This is a genomic window from Arthrobacter sp. BG5 (genome assembly GCF_056680155.1).
Window position 1 is genome coordinate 930,695 of the sequence record NZ_CM155268.1, and the last position, 17,090, is coordinate 947,784.

A 17,090-nucleotide genomic window follows, 5' to 3' on the forward strand; every position below is an offset into this window, starting at 1 on the left:
GCGTCCGGGCTTAGCGTGTGGCGAGGCTCAAGACCACCTGCACCGCCGTTCCGCCGCCCTCGCGCGGCTTCCACTGGATGCTGCCGCCGAGTTCGCTGGTGACCAGGGTGCGCACAATCTGCAGCCCCAGGCCTTCGGTGTAGGACCCCGCCGGCAGCCCGACGCCGTCGTCCGCCACCGTCACGGTGAGCAGTTCGTCACCGTCCTCGCTCTCGGAGCGGTCGGCTAGCAGCCAGACCGTCCCGGCCCTGCCCTCGAGCCCGTGCTCGACGGCGTTGGTCACGAGTTCGTTGATGACGAGGGCCAGCGGCGTCGCGAAGTCGCTCGGCAGCTCCCCGAACAGCCCGGAGCGCTGGGTCTTCACTTGCTGCGAGGGCGAGGCAACCTCGGCGGACAGCCGGAACTGGCGCCCGATCAGCTCATCAAAGTCGACGCTCTGGGTCAGGCCCTGCGAGAGCGTTTCGTGGACCAGGGCGATGGTCGCGACCCGGCGCATGGCCTGTTCGAGCCCCTGCTTGGCCTCGTCGCTGACCATCCGGCGGGACTGCATACGCAGCAGCGCCGCCACCGTCTGCAGGTTGTTCTTCACCCGGTGGTGGATCTCGCGGATGGTGGCGTCCTTGGTGACCAGCTCCATCTCCCGCCGGCGCAGCTCCGAAACATCCCGGCAGAGCACCAGCGCCCCGAAGCGCTGCTGTTCGTCCCGCAACGGGATGGCCCGGAGCGAGAGGCTGACCCCGCGGGATTCGATCTCGCTGCGCCACGGCATACGTCCGGTGACCACCAGCGGCAGCGTCTCGTCCACCATGCGGCGGTCCCGCAGCAGGCCCGCCGTGACTTCCGCCAGCGACCGGCCCTCCAGCGATTCGCCGTCGCCGAGGCGGCGGAACGCCGAGACGCCGTTGGGGCTTGCGTACTGCACGATCCCCTCGGCGTCCAGCCGGATCAGGCCGTCGCCGACGCGCGGGGCGCCGCGGCGCGACCCGGTGGGCGAGGCAAAGTCGGGCCAGAGTCCCAGGGTGCCCATCCGCAGCAGGTCATAGGCGCACTGCCGGTAGGTCAACTCCAGCCGCGAGGGCATCCGCGAGCTGGAGAGGTCCATGTGCGAGGTCACGACCGCGAGTGTCCGGCCATTGCGGACCATCGGCACGGCCTCGACCCGCATCGCCATGTCGCTGCTCCAGTTGGTCTCGTTGGAGCGTTCGATGGTCCGGCTTTCCCACGCCTTGTCCACGAGCCGCAACAGGTCCGAGCGGATCCCCTCCCCGACGAAGTCGGCGTGGAACACCGTGTGCGTGGTGGAGGGGCGGACGTGGGCCAGCGCCACATAGCCAAGCTCCGGGTGCGGGAACCACAAGGCGAGGTCGGCGAAGGCAAGGTCGGCGACCATCTGCCAGTCCCCCACGAGCAGGTGCAGCCACTCGGCATCCCCCGGCCCGAAATCAGCATGCTCCCTGATAGGGTCCGTAAAGATTGCCACAGCACCTCCATTTGCGACGCGGGGGCCGGCAGACCCTAGCGTCGGACGATTGACCTCAAGAGCCTCAATGCTACCGAGAGTGAGGCCATGTCATCGGCCTCGAGCGCGTTCACCTCGTCGAACATGCTCTTCGCCCGCCCCAGCTGCTCCACATTCTGGCCTTCCCAGGCCACGAGCCGTTCTTCCGCCGGCAGATCCGACGGCGTCGCCTCCAGGACCGCCGTCGTCATGTCCGAGACGGTCGAGTACAGGTCGTCGCGCAGGGCCGCTCGGGCCAGCGCCTGCCAGCGGTCCTTCCGCGGCAGCTTGGTGATGCGTTCCAGCAGCGAATCGGCGTGGAAACGGTTGAAGACCGTGTAGTAGACGTGGGCGATGTTCTCCACCGGCTCGGAGCTGACGTGCACGATCTTGGCGATGTCCAGCAGCACGAAACTTTCGAACAGCTCGGCCCAGCGGTGCGCCAGGTCCTCGGGAAGTTCCCAGCTCCGGGCCTTCTCCAGCCACTGCGACACCCGCTCGCGGTCGTCGCCGCGCAGATAGTCCAGCAGCCGCGCCCGCATCGGATCCATCAGCGGCTTGAACTCGGCCACGATTTCGGCGATCGGCCGAGCCGCGTTGCCCTGGCTCAGGATCCAGCGCACCGCGCGGTCCAGCAGCCTGCGGATATCCAGGTGGACGGTGCTCCAGTGCTCGGTCGGGAACGACGCCGGCAGCTCGTTGAGCTCGGCCACCATGATGTCCAGCTCGTAGACCTCGCGGAGGGCGACGAACGCCTTGGCGACGGCGGACTCGGTGGCTGACGTTTCCTCCATGGCGCGGAACGCGAACGTGATGCCGCCCAGGTTGATCATGTCGTTCGCGACGACGGTCGCGATGATCTCCCGGCGCAGCGGATGGGTGTCCAGTTCGGCGTCGAAGCGTTCCCGCAGCTGCTTCGGGAAGTAGGCGCGGAGCGTTTCGCGGAACCACGGGTCCTCCGCGAGGTCGCTGTCGCGCAGCGCCGTGGCGAGTTCGATTTTGGCGTAAGCGGCCAGGACGGAGAGTTCCGGCGAGGTCAGCCCCTGTCCCTGCTCGAGGCGCTCGCGCAGCGTCTCGGTGGTGGGCAGTGCCTCCAGCTCACGCTTGAGGTCGGCGGATTTTTCCAGCCAGTCCATCAGCCGCTCGTAGCTGGGGCTCCATTCGGCCACCCGCATGCGGTCGTTGAGCAGCAGGATGTTCTGGTCGATGTTGTCCTCGAGCACCAGCCGGCCCACTTCGTCCGTCATCGAGGACAGGAACTCCGCGCGCTCGGCCGGGTCCAGCTTGCCGGCGGCCACCATCCGGTCCACGAAGATCTTGATGTTGACCTCGTGGTCGGAGCAGTCCACACCCGCCGAATTGTCGATCGCGTCCGTGTTGAGGATGACGCCCTGCAGCGCGGCCTCGATCCGGCCGCGCTGGGTCATGCCCAGGTTGCCGCCTTCGCCGACCACCTTCACACGCAGCTCCCGGCCATCGACGCGGATGGAGTCGTTGGCCTTGTCGCCGACGTCGGCGTTGGTCTCGGTGCTCGCCTTCACGTAGGTGCCGATGCCGCCGTTGTAAAGCAGGTCGGCCGGGGCCAGCAGGATCGCGCGGAGCAGTTCCGGCGGGCTGAGCCGGGTGGTGCCCTCCGGCAGCCCGAGCGCCGCCCGGACCTGCGCGGAGACGGGAATGGACTTGGCCTGGCGGGCAAAGACGCCGCCGCCTTCGCTGATCAGCGACTTGTCGTAGTCGTCCCAGGAGGAGCGGGGCAGTTCGAAGAGCCGCTGCCGCTCCGTGAAGGAGGCCGCCTCGTCGGGGGTCGGGTCCAGGAAGATGTGCCGGTGGTCGAACGCGGCGAGCAGCCGGATGTGCCGCGAGAGCAGCATGCCGTTGCCGAAAACGTCACCGGACATGTCGCCGACGCCGACGACGGTGAACGGCTCGGCCTGGGTGTCCAGGTCCAGCTCGCTGAAGTGCCGCTTGACCGATTCCCAGGCGCCGCGGGCGGTGATGCCCATCGCCTTGTGGTCGTAGCCGACGGAGCCGCCGGACGCGAAGGCGTCGCCGAGCCAGAAACCGTACTCGGCCGCGAGGCTGTTGGCGATGTCCGAGAACGACGCGGTTCCCTTGTCCGCCGCGACGACGAGGTAGGAATCGTCGCCGTCGTGCCGGACGACGTCGGCGGGCGGCACCAGCGTCTCACCCTCCGGGGTAGTGACCAGGTTGTCGGTGATGTCCAGCAGGCCGCGGATGAAGGTCTTGTAGCTTTCGATCCCCTCGGCCATCCAGGCGCCGCGGTCCGCGGCGGGATCCGGAAGCTGCTTGGCGTAGAAGCCGCCCTTGGCTCCGGTCGGGACGATCACGGCGTTCTTGACCGTCTGGGCCTTGACCAGGCCCAGGATCTCGGTGCGGAAATCCTCCCGGCGGTCCGACCAGCGCAGCCCGCCGCGGGCCACCTTGCCGAAGCGCAGGTGAACGCCCTCGACGCGGGGAGAGTAGACCCAGATCTCGAACATCGGCCGCGGGAACGGCAGGCCGTCAATGCCGGAGGGGTCCAGCTTGAAGCTGACGTGCGTCTTGTCCTGGTAGAAGTTGGTCCGGAGCGTGGCCTGGATCAGGTTCTTGAAGGTGCGCAGCACCCGGTCGGCGTCGAGCGTCGCCACCTGCTCGATGGCGGCGTCCAGGCCGGCACGGACTTCGTCCTGGCGCTGTTCGCGGTCCCCGGCGGCCAGCGCCGGGTCGAAGCGCGCGGCGAAAAGGGCGTTGAGCCCACGGGCCACGTCCGGGTTGGCCAGCAGCGTGTCCGCCATGAACTCGAAGGAGTTGGTGTTGCCCATCTGGCGCATGTACTTGGCGTACGCGCGCAGCACCACCACCTGGCGCCAGTGCATGCCTTCGCGGAGCACCAGGCGGTCGAAGCTGTCCGACTCCACGGCGCCGGAAACCGCCGCGCCGAAGGACTCTCCCAGCAGTGCCCCGGTGCGCTCCGGGTCCACCCCGGCCGGGTACTTCAGCCCGAGGTCGTAGAGGAAGAAGTCGCGGCGGTCGGCCGTCTCGATCTCGAAGGGGCGTTCGTCCAGGACCTCGAGGCCCAGGTTGTGGAAGTACGGCAGGATCTGGCTCAGGCTCTTGGGTTCGAGCATGTACAGCTTGACCCGGGCGTCCTCCTCAAGGGTGGCGCCGGCGCCACCGGGCAGGTAGACGTGCACGCCGGGGTGCTCGACGGCGGGCTCGGCGGCGCCCCCGGACGCAGCGCCTTCGGAGGCAGTGCCCTGGGCGGCGGCGCCGTATTTCTCGAACCGGGCGATGTCCTGCAGCGCGTCCTCAACCTCGTAGTCAACGCGGTAGCTGGGCGGGAACGCCTCGGCCCAGACCGCTGCGAGTTCCTTGGCACCGTTCTCGCCGTCGGCGCCGGCCCTGGCGCGCAGCACCTCGGCGATGCCCTCGCTCCAGGAACGCGCAGCACGGACCAGCCGCTTCTCCAGCTCGTCACTGTTGACGTGGCTGACGTCGGCGTCCTTGGGAAGCCGGATCCGGAAGAACAGCCGGGCGAGGGCGGATTCGGTCATCCGCGCCTCATAGTCGATCGAGACCGCGTCGAAAGTCTCCCGCAGCTCCTTCTCGATGCGCAGCCGGACATTGGTGGTGTACCGGTCGCGGGGAAGGTATACCAGCGCGGACATGAACCGGCCGTAGATGTCCGGGCGGAGGAACAACCGGGTCCGGCGGCGCTCCTGCAGCCGCTGGATGCCGGTGGTGATGGCGGCAAGGTCGGGGATTTCGATCTGGAAGAGCTCATCGCGCGGGTAGGTCTCAAGGATGCCGAGCAGGTCCTTGCCGGAGTGCGAGTCCGGCGGGAACCCGGCATCGCGCAGCACGGCGTCGACCTTCTCGCGCACCACCGGGATGTCCCGGACGGATCCGGCGTAGGCGGTCGTGGCGAACAGGCCGATGAAGCGCCGTTCGCCGTTGACGTTGCCGGCGGCGTCGAAGCTCTTGACGCCGATGTAGTCAAGGTACGCGGAGCGGTGCACCGTGGAGCGGGAGTTGGCCTTGGTGATCACCAGTGCCCGCTTCTCGCGCGCCTTCTTGCGGCCCGTTTCGGTCAGGTGCTGGATCTGGTGGCGGGTGTCGGCGCCGTTGCGGAGCAGGCCGAGGCCGCTGTCCTCCCGCAGCTCCAGCACGTCCTCGCCGGATTCGTTCAGCAGGTCGTATTCGCGGTAACCCAGGAAGGTGAAGTTTCCGTCGTCGAGCCAGCGGAGCAGTTCCTTCGCCTGGCGGAGTTCGGCGATCTGGGCGGAGTTGGCCACCTTGTCGAGGTCGTCGGAAATCTCGTGCGCCTTGTTGCGCATCTTCGGCCAGTCCTCAACCGCCGCCCGGACGTCGCCGAGCACCCGGGTCAGGCCCTCGATCAGCTCCGCGCGCTTCGCATCATTGACCCGGTCGATTTCGACGGCGATCCAGGATTCCATGTGCGAGGCGTTGTCGCCCTCGGCGATCAGGTGCGACAGGTTGGGCATCGCCGCCGTGTCGCCGCTGGAGATCCCCAGGTGGGAGGGCACCCGGGCGACCTTGACCAGCTGGCCGGTCGCACGGTTGCGGGTGACGACGAAGAGGGGGTGGATCACGAGGTGGATCGGGGACTTCTGCCGGACGAGTTCGGCGTTCACGGAGTCCACCAGGAAGGGCATGTCATCGGTGACGATGTAGATGACACTGGCCTCGGCCTCGTCGGTGATCGAAATGCTGGCCACGCCAGGCCGGCGGACGGCGGCCGCCTGCAGGTGCGTCTGGGACCGGGCGGTCAGGACGTCTTCGCCGTAGCCGCGGGCATCCTCCTCGGCGAGATGTTCGTAGTAGTCCGCGAAGTACCCTTCACCGGCACCGATCGAAACGGGTTGATCCTCCACGCTGGACCCAGACGACATCGACAAACGCCTCCATCAAAAAGTTCATTGCCGCACCGTTGCGGCCCTCATGGCGAGCCTAACCCTTTAGTCCGGCCTTTGCTGTGGAAGAAGGGACAGAGGATCTGCGATTTCGCTGGACAGGTGCACAAACCAGCGCGGCGAGGGACCTGCGCAGGGGCGAGTCGGGCGCGGCCTCAAGCAGCAGCGAGCCGGCCAGCAGGGCGGCGTCGCACGCTGCGGGATCCGCGGGAAGGAACGCCTCCAGCGGCATGGCGGGGCCGTAGCGCGCCCAGGCCTCGCGGAGCTGGCGTTCCGGGGTGCGTCCGACGGCGGCGGCCCGCACCTTGTTCAGGACAACTCGCGGGGAGGCCTGCGGGACGGCCGTCGACAGTTCGGCCAGGCCGCGCACCAGCCTCGGCACACCGACCGGGTCGGCGGCGCCGACGGCAAAGACGGTATCCGCCAGCTCCAGGCTGCGGAGGGTCGCGGCGTTGCGGCGCGGCGCCATCGAATCAAAGCTGAGCTCCTCGTCGGCCTCCAGGCAGAAGCCGGCGTCGATCACCGTGACCTCGGCGACCTCCCGGGCCCGTTCGTAGACCAGCGAGAGCGCCGCGGCGCGCAGTTCGGTCCAGCGGTCGGCGCGGGTGATGCCGGTGAGGACCCGGAAGGTCCCGGCACGGCTGGCCACCGGCGCGGCGATCCGGAGCAGCGCGGCGCCGTCGAGCAACCCCTGGTCCGCCAGCCGGCAGGCCTGCGCGAGTCCGGCAGCCTCGTCGAGCAGCCCCAGCACCGCGGCGACGCTGGCGCCGTAGCTGTCGGCGTCAACCAGCAGCACGGATTTGCCTTCCGCGGCCAGTTCGCCGGCGATATTGGCGGCCAGCAGCGTCCGGCCGGGCGAGCCGGCGGGGCCCCAGACGGCGATGATCCTCCCGGTTGCGGGCTTGCCGCCGCCGGCGCCGCTCCTCGCCCCGTCTGCCCCGGGATCCGGTCTGCGGTCCCGGGCGCGCTGCGCTGCTGCACTACCCGCTGCTGCACTACCCGCTGCTGTGTCCGCCGCGCCGGCGGAGGTGCGAAGCGCCGCGGAATGGTCGGCGAAGGCACTTGCCGGCGGTCCGGGCCGCTCCCCCGCGAGCTGCGCCACCGCACCTGCGATCAGGATGGCGAGCGCGGCTGGTTCCACCCCGGAAACCTCGGCGGTCACCCCGATCCCCCGCAGTCTGGCGGCTTCCTCGGGGCTGTCGGTCAGCGCTACCACGGCCACCCCGACGGCGGCGAGGCGGTCCACGAGGGAGGCAGTGAGCTCCGCGCTGCCTTCCGCGACGACGGCGGCGCGGGCCAGCCCCGTCTGGCACGCGGCGAGCAGCTCGGCAAGTTCGCCGCAACGGCGCACGACGGACACCGGCCCATGAAGCCGCTCCAGCCCGCCGACGAGGTCATCACGGGTCCGCCCCACCGTCACCACCGGAATGCCCATCAGGGCGCACCGCCCGGATTCCAGACCACGGAGATGTTTGCCTTGTTGGCCTGCGCCCCCAGCAGTTTCGGCATCTGCCCGTCCGGGACCAGCACCATCACCACGGTGGAGCGCTGCGATCCCAGGGCGGTGCTGCCCGGCGTGAGCTGCGCAATCTCGGCCCCGGGGAGCAGCAGCGTGGGCTCGCTGAACCCGTTTCTGGTGTCCGGCAGCGCTACCCAGACATCCACCCGCGAGCCGGCCACCGCCTGCGGCGGCAGGGCTTCGTCGATGGTGATGGCGACGGGCTTGCGGTCCAGCCCGTCCTGCCGGCCGAAGCTTTCACGCGGCAGGAGCTGGTCCTTGCCGACACGCTGAACCGCCACCAACCCGTCAGCGAGGCCCGACTCCGGGGTGAAGTAATGCCCTTCGACGTCACCCAGCCGGACCTTGACCCGGTGGAGTTTGTCCGGGGTGAGCTTCTCTCCGACGGCGATCGGTTGGCTGGCCGCAAAGGCCTCCGTGGTCTGGTCCGCCGCAGCCACGAGCGAAACGACACCGGCAACCGAGGCCAGCACCAGCAGGATCCCCACGAGGAGCCGCGGGTCCTTCCACGAGGGCTTTTTCAACCGGGCGCCGCCGGCAACCGTGTTCCCACTCATGCGTCCTGCTCCCCCTGTAGTCGCGGCCCGGGCTGCGGGCGCCGGACACCCCTATTGTCACGAATTGGCGCCCCGGCGGGAAGGGAGATCGGCAAACAACAGCAAATTGTGGATAACGGCCCCAAATGCCGCCAGCGGTGGCAAAATGGTGCCATGCCCCGATTCCTGACCCTCGCCGACGTTGCCGAGCAGCTCCAGATCAACTCCCCCGCTGCCTACGCCCTTGTCCGCAGCGGCCAGCTCAAGGCCATCCAGGTGGGGGGACGGGGCCAGTGGCGGGTGGAGGAGACCATGCTGGAGCAGTACATCCAGGAACGCTACGCCGAGGCCAGCCGGATGATCGAGGAGGCCCGGTCCAAGGGCAACTGAGCCCGTCCGCTACCCGACCGCGCCGCGTGCCGATCTCACCCCGGCAAGGGCGCTGAACGGAATCGTCGCCACCGCCTGGACGTTGGCAGGGCGCCGGTCCTCACCCTGACCGGTGACGGCCAGGTCCAGGAAATCGCGGCCGACCCGGTCAATGACACCGTGCAGCACGGATTCCCCCGCTGCCCCGCGGGACACCATCACAGCCAGGCTGGCGCGGTCCCTGGCCAGCCCCCGGAGTGCGCTGGCCAGTCCGAGCCGCTGCCGGACTTCCGTACCCGCGCCGACCGCCAGCCTGGACAGCCCCGCGTACCGAACCGCAGCGGAGTGGGGAATCAGCAGCTGGTGCCGCTCCTCGTCGAGGACCAGCCACTGGCTGCCCGCATGGCTCAGGGTCCCTTCGTAGACCGTCCCGGAGCCGAGGTGCACGCCGATCCGAAGGCCCACCGAACCCCGCAGCCGGTCCGCCAACTCGACCGTTGCGGCTTCCACCCGCGCCCGTTCACCGACTTCGACGTCCAAGTCGACCCGTTCGCCGGCAGCCAGCTGTGCCTCCAGGTCTGCAAACAGGTCGTCCCAGCGCATGGCGACAGCGTAGGGGCCGTCCCGGCGGCGGTCAATCCACATTCTTTCGGTCAGCTCTGGACAAACCACTTCGTCAAGGCCAAACTCGCTTAAACGATCCTAAATGCATCAAATTGCATCAACTTATACCAAACAACATCTTGAGCGGGCGGCCTGGCCTGCGGAGGAGGCAGTCATGGACACCACGGAACTCTCCTGCGGCGGGCACCGACACGGGCTCGGCACTGACACCGCGCTGACGTCCCTCATCCTCCTGCTCGGAACCTTCCTCGCAGGGTCGGGCGCCCAGCTCGCGCAGCGCCTGCACTCCTCGGCCGCGCGGCGCCAAGCGCTCTCCTTCGAGGACCAGCTGGCAATCGCCGCCAACACCACCGGGTTGATCGTCGTTGTCTGGTGGGCGCTGTCCTTTCTGATTGCCGTCACGGCCGCGCTGCTCGAACGCAGCGGCAGCCGCCGGGCCGCAGTAGCCGCCGGCCGGTTCAGCCCCGCCTTCATGCGCCGGCTGGCCCTGGCCGCCGTCGGGCTGCAGCTCGCCACGGCACCGCTGGCGCACGCCGGTCCCGGTCCAGTGGCGCCGGCGCCGTCCACCCCGCCAGCCGCTGCCGCGGCGTGGACCCCTACGGGCGGCGCCGTCGGCGGTGCCGTGCCGGCTGCCGGTACGCCGGTGCCGACGCCTGGTCCGGCGGCCGCTTCCGGCCCCTCACCCGGGCCCGCGCCGGAGCACGGCCCCTCGGCCAGGTCCCGGGCCCTTGGTGTGGATCCGCACTGGACGCCGGCGCCGCCGCCGGTGGACCCCCGCGCGCTGGCGCCCCTGCCGCTGCGTCCGCAGCAGCCGGCCGCGGGCGCGGGCGAGGTCACCGTCCGGGCCGGGGACTCACTGTGGAGCATCTGCGCGGCGGAGCTGGGCCCGCTGGCGTCCGACGTCGACATCGCCCTGGCCTGGCCGCGGCTCTACCAGACCAACCGGAAGCTCATCGGCAGCGATCCCGGACTGCTGCTGCCCGGGCAGGTCCTCCGGCTGCCGGCCAATCCCTAAACCCGTCCCCTGAACCCCGATCAAACGACAGCAAAGGAAGACCCATGAGTCCCGTAACCGGTATCCGCGCAGGCGCCGCTGTCCCTTCCCCGACGGCGCCGCCGGGCCCCCACCCGGTCCCCCGACCCTCCGGGCCCCGCGGTCCGGCACCGGCCCTGCGGGTCGTGGACCAGGACCGCGAGGTGTGCGCGATTTCCCGTGCCACCGTGCAGGCCGCCATCGAGGTCCTCGCCGGCACCCGGCCCGCCCAGCAGCTCGCACGCCGGCTTGACGAGCGCTGCCTGGCAGCGCTGCAGCACCGGGCCGCCCTGACGCGCCGTGTTGCGTCCGGCACGTCCCCGACGGCCGGCCGGCTGCACCGGAACCCGGCCGTCCGTTCGGTCCGCGCCTTCCGGGTCTCCGAGGACGTCTATGAGGCCAGCGCCGTGGTGTCCGACGAACTGCGCGTCCGCGCCGTCGCCCTGCGGCTGGAGCGCAGCAGGCTGGTCTGGCGGGTCACCGTCCTGGAGATCGGCTGAGGGTTCGCGCCAGGAACGAGGGAAAGGAGGTCAACGCAAAAGCAGGGCCGGAACCACCGTTCCTGCCCTGCTTTTGCACTGTCAGTGCGGCGCTTTTGTTAGCGGCGCTTCTTCTTGTTGGCGCGGCGCGGCGACTCCTGGGCCGCAGCCTTCGCCGGGTTGCCGGAACGGCCGGAGGACTTCGCCTCGACCCGGGTCTGGGCTGCCCCGTCCTCGCCGGGAGCCGTGTACTGCAGCTGGGCCGGCTTCTCCGGCGCTTCCAGGCCGGCGGCGTGGATCTGCGGCTCGTGGTGCTCCGTGTGCTGGCCCGCGGCGTCGGCCACCACTACGTCCTGCGCCGGGGTCACCTCGACCTCCAGGTTGAACAGGAAGCCGACGCTCTCCTCCCGGATGGCCTCCATCATGGCCTGGAACATGATGAAGCCTTCGCGCTGGTACTCGACCAGGGGGTCGCGCTGGGCCATCGCCCGCAGGCCGATGCCTTCCTTGAGGTAGTCCATCTCGTAGAGGTGTTCCTGCCATTTGCGGCCGATCACGGAGAGGACAACGCGCCGCTCAAGCTCGCGCATGCTCTCGGAGCCGATCAGCTCCTCGCGGGCCTGGTAGACCAGGCGCGCATCGGAGAGGATCTCCTCCTTCAGGAAGTCGGCGGTGATCCGCGACTTGCCGCCGGCTTCGTCGATCACGTCGCGCGGCGCGAAACTGACCGGGTACAGGGTCTTCAGGTTGGACCAGAGCAGGTTGAAGTCCCAGTCGTCGCCGGTGCCTTCGGCGGTCGCCTCGTCGATGAACGCGGTGATCGTGTCCTCGAGGAAGTACTGGACCTTTTCGTGCAGGTCATCGCCTTCCAGGATCCGACGGCGGTCACCGTAGATTGCCTCGCGCTGGCGGTTCAGGACGTCGTCGTACTTCAGCACATTCTTGCGCTGTTCGGCGTTGCGGCCCTCCACCTGGCCTTGGGCCGAGGCGATGGCCCGCGAGACGAGCTTGGATTCGAGCGCGACGTCGTCCGGCACGGAGCTGTTCATAAGCCGCTCGGCTGCGCCGGAGTTGAACAGCCGCATCAGGTCGTCGGTCAGCGACAGGTAGAAGCGGGACTCGCCCGGGTCGCCCTGACGGCCGGAGCGGCCGCGGAGCTGGTTGTCGATCCGGCGGGACTCGTGCCGCTCGGTGCCGAGCACGTACAGGCCGCCGAGGTTCAGGACTTCCTCGTGCTCGTCCTTGACCGACTGCTTGGCGGCTTCGAATGCGGCCGGCCAGGCGGCCTCGTATTCTTCGGAATTCTCCTCCGGATCGAGCCCCCGCTTGGCGAGCTCGGCGACGGCGGTGAACTCGGCGTTGCCGCCGAGCATGATATCGGTACCGCGGCCGGCCATGTTGGTCGCGACCGTGACGGCGCCCTTGCGGCCGGCCTGCGCCACGATGGACGCCTCACGGGCGTGGTTCTTGGCGTTCAAAACCTCGTGGCGGATGCCTTCCTTGGCCAGCAGCCGGGACAGGTATTCGCTCTTCTCGACGCTGGTGGTGCCGACCAGGACCGGCTGCCCCTTTTCGTGCCGCTCGGCGATGTCCTTGACGACGGCGTCGAACTTGACCGTCTCGTTCTTGTAGACGAGGTCCGGCTGGTCGATGCGCTGCATGTCCCGGTTGGTGGGAATGGCGACGACGCCGAGCTTGTAGGTGCTCATGAACTCGGCGGCTTCGGTTTCGGCGGTGCCGGTCATGCCCGCGAGCTTGTTGTACATGCGGAAGTAGTTCTGCAGCGTGACCGTGGCGAGGGTCTGGTTTTCGGCCTTGATCTCGACGCCCTCTTTGGCTTCGATCGCCTGGTGCATGCCCTCGTTGTACCGCCGGCCGGCAAGGATACGTCCGGTGTGCTCGTCCACGATCAGCACTTCGCCGTCGAGGATGACGTAGTCCTTGTCCCGCTTGAACAGTTCCTTGGCCTTGATGGCGTTGTTCAGGAAACCGATCAGCGGGGTGTTCGCGGATTCGTAGAGATTGTGGATGCCGAGGTAGTCCTCGACCTTCTCGATGCCGGCCTCGAGGACGCCGACGGTGCGCTTCTTCTCGTCGACTTCGTAGTCGGTTTCGGGCTGCAGCCGCAGCACGACCTTGGCGAACTCGCTGTACCAGCGGTTGGTGTCGCCCTGCGCGGGTCCGGAAATGATGAGCGGGGTACGGGCCTCATCGATGAGGATGGAGTCCACTTCGTCGACGATGGCGAAGTGGTGGCCGCGCTGGACCAGTTCGGACTTGTCCCACGCCATGTTGTCGCGCAGGTAGTCGAAGCCGAATTCGTTGTTGGTGCCGTAGGTGATGTCCGAGGCGTACTGCTCGCGGCGGACGGCGGGGTCCTGGTTGGAGAGGATGCAGCCGCTGCTCAGGCCGAGGAAGCGGTACACGCGTCCCATCAGGTCCGACTGGTACTCGGCGAGGTAGTCATTCACGGTGATGACATGCACGCCTTTGCCGGTGAGCGCATTGAGGTAGGCCGGAGCGGTGGCCACCAGGGTTTTACCTTCACCGGTTTTCATTTCGGCGATGTTGCCCAGGTGCAGGGCGGCGCCGCCCATCAGTTGGACGTCGAAGTGGCGCATCCCCAGGGTGCGGGACGATGCCTCGCGGACGGCGGCGAACGCCTCGGGCAGCAGGTCGTCGAGCTTCTCGCCGTCGGTGTGGCGGGCACGGAGGCGGTCGGTCTCTTCGCGCAGTTCGGCGTCGGTGAAGGTCTTAAAGGAGCTTTCCAGGGCATTGATGGAATCGGCATAGTTCCGCAGTTGCCGCAGGGTCTTTTTGTCACCCGTGCGGAGAAGTTTTTCAATAAGTGATGCCACGTGAAATTGCTCCCAGTCTCAAGCTGCCGAATTCCGGCGTGTTTAGTCTACGGGAGAGACGCAGGGCGGGACGCGCCTGTTCCCTCAGAGCGGAGGCAAGCCGGCCACGGCCCGCCCGAGCGCCGGCGCCAGGTCCCCCACGGGGGCGACAACGACCCGGTCCAGCTCCAACCACTCTGCCATGAGCTGCAGTTCTTCGGCGAGTTCGACGGCGGTGTCCGCCGGCGCGCCGGGCTCGGCATGGCTGCCGCGGACGAGCAGGCTGCCGGTCGCCCGGTCTGCCTTCAGGTCCACACGCGCCACGATCCCGTCGCGCAGCAGAAACGGCAGCACATAGTAGCCGTAGCGTCGCTTGGCTTCCGGGGTATAGATCTCGATCCGGTAGTGGAAGCCGAACAGTTCCTCCAGCCGGCGTCGTTCAAAGACGAGGGAATCGAAGGGGCTGAGCAGTGCACGGCCGCGGGCGGCGCGGGGCAGCCCGGCGTCCGCGTGCCGGTAAAGGGGCCTGTTCCAGCCGGTGACGGTTACCGGCTCCAGCCGCCCGGCCTCCACGAGTTGCTCCACCGCGGTGGCGGCGGCGCGCAACGGGGTGCGGAAGTAATCCGCGAAGCACCGCACAGTGCCGATCCCGTGGGCCTGCGCCGCGGCGTCGATCAGCCGGGCCATGGCCGCCGCGGCGTCCGGTTCCCGGCCTGCGGCGGGGTCCGCCTGCGCCGGCTCCGACCGGCTGCCCGGGGGCGAGGCGGCCAGGACCCTGGCGGTCAGCGTGTAGCGGCGTTCAAAGGACCCGGTCCGGGACGCGGCCGAGACAAGGCCCTCCTCGAAGAGGTGCTCGAGGACGCGTTTGACCGCGTTCCAGTTCCACCCCCAGTTGTCTTTCGGGCGGTCCTCCACGTGGCCCAGCCTGGCGGTGAGTTCGGCGGCGGTCAGCGGCCGGCCCGCGGCCAAAACCTCCAGCACACGCTGTGCCACCTCTCCGCGCAGCTCCGGGTCCATGGCGTGGGCGCCGACCCATTTCCGGTTTTGCCACAGCACGAGGTCCGGGAAGTGCTCGGGCCGGATGAAGCTGGCCTCGTGGGCCCAGTACTCCATCATCCGCCGCGGGTGCTTTTCCGCCATGCGGTGCAGGATGGCGCGGTCGTAGTTCCCGAGCCGGGAGAAGAACGGCAGGTAGTGGCTCCGCGAGAGCACGTTGACCGAATCGATCTGGACCAGGTGGAGGCGGGCAAAGGTACGGCCCACCGCCCGTGCGCTCACGGGTGCGGCGGGCCGGACCTTGTCCAATCCCTGGGCTGCCAGTGCGATCCGCCGCGCCTGCTTGAGGCTCAGCGATGCGTGCACGTCAGTCCCTTCGTTGGATGGTCACCAGCTCAGGCGCTGGCAGGCTCATCCTCTGAACGATAAGCGATGATCTTCTCTTCCAGCGGAGCCTCGCCCGGTTCGCAGGTCTGGTCCAGGCTGATGACGCCGTAGGTCCAGCCTTCCCGGCGGTAGACGACCGAGGGTGCCTTCGTCTCCTTGTCCACGAAGAGGTAGAAATCGTGGCCGACGAGTTCCATATTGTCGACGGCGTCGTCGAGCGAAAGGGACGCTGCAGGGAAGACCTTCCGGCGGATCAGCACCGGCGAGTCCCCGGCCGGGATGTCGTTCTCCAGCTCGTACGGCGATTTCTCTGCCGGCGCGGACTGCGGCGGACGGCTGGCTTCCTCATAGATGGGCTCGCTGGTGCTGGCGGGCTCCAGGGACGCCGTTGCCTCGGTGACGGACTTCGGCGTGTGCCGGCCGTGGTGGACCTTCTTGCGGTCCTTGGCCCGGCGCAACCGCTCAAGAAGCTTGTTGTAGGCCAGATCGAAGGCTGCAAATTTGTCTGCCGCGCTGGCTTCGGCGCGGATCACGGGACCCCGCCCGAGGACTGTGAGCTCTACGGTGAGCAGTTCGGCGGTCTGGCGGGCCTTGGTCTCCTTAGTGACCTTCGCATCGACCCTCTGGACCTTGTCCCCCAGGGACGCGATCTTTGAGATCTTTTCGTCGGCGTATTCGCGGAACCGGTCGGAAACCGTCAAATTACGTCCGCTGATCATGAACTCCATGGTGCCCTCCAAATGACTTCGGTGACACGACAGCGACGCTTCCGGGGGCTGATCTGACTGACAGTCGAGCCCCTTTCCGAGCCGCTATCGACAGGTACATCTGTTCTTGGTACCCATCTTCGACGTTAGTTCATAGCCCCCTGTTATTCATCTTTTTTTGGTTTATTTTTTTCGTCCCGGCCGTGGTTCCCGCCAGCGGCGGGGACTGCCGGGGCAAAGTCGTACTGGTCCGGCGGGCGTGTCGCCGCGAGCACCACCGCGCCGCGGACAACCCCGCCTGCGGCGCGCAGCGCCCGGGCCGCTTCGGCCAGCGTGGCGCCGGTGGTGAGCACATCGTCGACCAGGACACACGGCGCACCGTCCAGCCCCGCCCGGCCCTTTCCGCCCGTGACCCGCATGGAACCGCGCACCTGCCGGAGCCTGGCCGCTCGGCCCAGGCCCTTCTGCCCCGCTGGCCAGCCGAGCCAGCTGCGGCTGCCGCGCGCCGCCGTGCTGCGGCTGCCGGAGGCGGCCGCCGCGGGACGGGTCCGGCGGAGGACATCGGCGACGTCGGCCAGGTTCAGCGCCGGGCTCCGCCGGGCCCTGGCCAGCAGCAGGTGCACCGGGCTGAACCCCCGGCGTCGAAAGGCTGCGCTGCTGGTGGGGACGGGCACAAGCACGATCCGCTCCGCCTGGCCGGCAGCGGCACCGATGGCCTTGACGAGCGCCCCGGCCAGTTCCTCGGCGAGCTGGCGCTGGCCGTACCTCTTGAAGGAGAGCACGGACTGCGCCAGCTCCGCCCGGTAGACGCCGGCCGCGACCACCGGCAACAGGAGGGAGCCGTCCATGTCCACCAAAGCGGGAGCCCTCCCCTCGGCCCGGAACGGCCGGCGTGTCAGCTGACGGATGCGGTGGCTGCAAGCGGCACAGAGGGTCCGGTCCTCCGCTCCGCAGCAGACGCATTCCACCGGAACGGCGAGCGCCAGCAACTCCGCGGCGGCAGCGGCGGCCCAATCCGCGGTCCGCGCCGGCCAGCGGGAGTAGCCGCCGCGGTGTTTCGCCCCTCCCGGGTACGGGGCGAGGTCCGGATCAGGGTCCCGGTCAGGGGTCCGGTCAGGTGCGCGGCGCTGGAGTTTGGTCACCGTCCAAGGCTGGGCGCGCCGTGCCCGGC

At 68.8% G+C, this 17,090-nt stretch carries 12 protein-coding genes; 3 read left to right on the forward strand and 9 right to left on the reverse strand.

The annotated features are described in order from the left end of the window. Positions 1 to 10: 10 nt before the first annotated feature. The 4 genes from AC1MBE_RS04205 to AC1MBE_RS04220 are packed head-to-tail and all read right to left on the reverse strand — an operon-like array spanning position 11 to position 8,508. Positions 11 to 1,480 carry a sensor histidine kinase gene (locus tag AC1MBE_RS04205; protein ID WP_479781053.1) on the reverse strand — a complete coding sequence of 490 codons (1,470 nt, stop codon included), beginning with the start codon at positions 1,478 to 1,480 and terminating at the stop codon, positions 11 to 13. A gap of 35 nt (positions 1,481 to 1,515) precedes the next feature. Then, the gene (locus AC1MBE_RS04210) at positions 1,516 to 6,411 is read right to left on the reverse strand and encodes an NAD-glutamate dehydrogenase (RefSeq protein WP_479781054.1); all 4,896 of its coding nucleotides are present in this window, start codon (positions 6,409 to 6,411) and stop codon (positions 1,516 to 1,518) included. 58 nt (positions 6,412 to 6,469) lie between these two features. After that, complete coding sequence (locus AC1MBE_RS04215; RefSeq protein WP_479781055.1) at positions 6,470 to 7,867, reverse strand: CpaE/TadZ family protein; 1,398 nt, start codon at positions 7,865 to 7,867, stop codon at positions 6,470 to 6,472. Continuing rightward, positions 7,867 to 8,508, reverse strand: coding sequence for a CpaB family protein (locus AC1MBE_RS04220; protein ID WP_479781056.1), 642 nt, complete (start codon positions 8,506 to 8,508; stop codon positions 7,867 to 7,869). The genes AC1MBE_RS04215 and AC1MBE_RS04220 overlap by 1 nt, the downstream gene beginning before the upstream one ends. 153 nt (positions 8,509 to 8,661) lie before the next feature. Here AC1MBE_RS04220 and AC1MBE_RS04225 point away from each other — a divergent pair, with 153 nt between their 5' ends. Beyond that, positions 8,662 to 8,877 carry a helix-turn-helix domain-containing protein gene (locus AC1MBE_RS04225; RefSeq protein WP_479781057.1) on the forward strand — a complete coding sequence of 72 codons (216 nt, stop codon included), beginning with the start codon at positions 8,662 to 8,664 and terminating at the stop codon, positions 8,875 to 8,877. A gap of 9 nt (positions 8,878 to 8,886) precedes the next feature. On the opposite strand, the gene AC1MBE_RS04230 is transcribed toward AC1MBE_RS04225, so the two are convergent. After that, on the reverse strand, positions 8,887 to 9,501 hold the full coding sequence (locus tag AC1MBE_RS04230; protein ID WP_479781058.1) for a hypothetical protein: 615 nt from the start codon (positions 9,499 to 9,501) through the stop codon (positions 8,887 to 8,889). 133 nt (positions 9,502 to 9,634) lie between these two features. On the opposite strand from AC1MBE_RS04230, the gene AC1MBE_RS04235 reads away from it, so the two are divergent. After that, the gene (locus AC1MBE_RS04235) at positions 9,635 to 10,495 is read left to right on the forward strand and encodes a LysM peptidoglycan-binding domain-containing protein (protein WP_479781059.1); all 861 of its coding nucleotides are present in this window, start codon (positions 9,635 to 9,637) and stop codon (positions 10,493 to 10,495) included. Between the two features lie 44 nt (positions 10,496 to 10,539). After that, complete coding sequence (locus AC1MBE_RS04240; protein WP_479781060.1) at positions 10,540 to 11,013, forward strand: Rv3235 family protein; 474 nt, start codon at positions 10,540 to 10,542, stop codon at positions 11,011 to 11,013. A gap of 98 nt (positions 11,014 to 11,111) precedes the next feature. Here the strand turns inward: AC1MBE_RS04240 and secA are convergent, their stop codons facing one another. From secA to AC1MBE_RS04260, 4 genes are all read right to left on the reverse strand, one after another. Continuing rightward, positions 11,112 to 13,850, reverse strand: a complete 2,739-nt coding sequence (gene secA, locus AC1MBE_RS04245; protein WP_479781061.1) for a preprotein translocase subunit SecA — start codon at positions 13,848 to 13,850, stop codon at positions 11,112 to 11,114. A gap of 84 nt (positions 13,851 to 13,934) precedes the next feature. Continuing rightward, complete coding sequence (locus AC1MBE_RS04250; protein ID WP_479781062.1) at positions 13,935 to 15,191, reverse strand: winged helix-turn-helix domain-containing protein; 1,257 nt, start codon at positions 15,189 to 15,191, stop codon at positions 13,935 to 13,937. Between the two features lie 29 nt (positions 15,192 to 15,220). Then, the gene (gene hpf, locus AC1MBE_RS04255) at positions 15,221 to 15,940 is read right to left on the reverse strand and encodes a ribosome hibernation-promoting factor, HPF/YfiA family (RefSeq protein WP_479781063.1); all 720 of its coding nucleotides are present in this window, start codon (positions 15,938 to 15,940) and stop codon (positions 15,221 to 15,223) included. Between the two features lie 143 nt (positions 15,941 to 16,083). Next, the gene (locus tag AC1MBE_RS04260; protein WP_479781064.1) at positions 16,084 to 17,061 is read right to left on the reverse strand and encodes a ComF family protein; all 978 of its coding nucleotides are present in this window, start codon (positions 17,059 to 17,061) and stop codon (positions 16,084 to 16,086) included. Between the last annotated feature and the right edge of the window lie 29 nt (positions 17,062 to 17,090).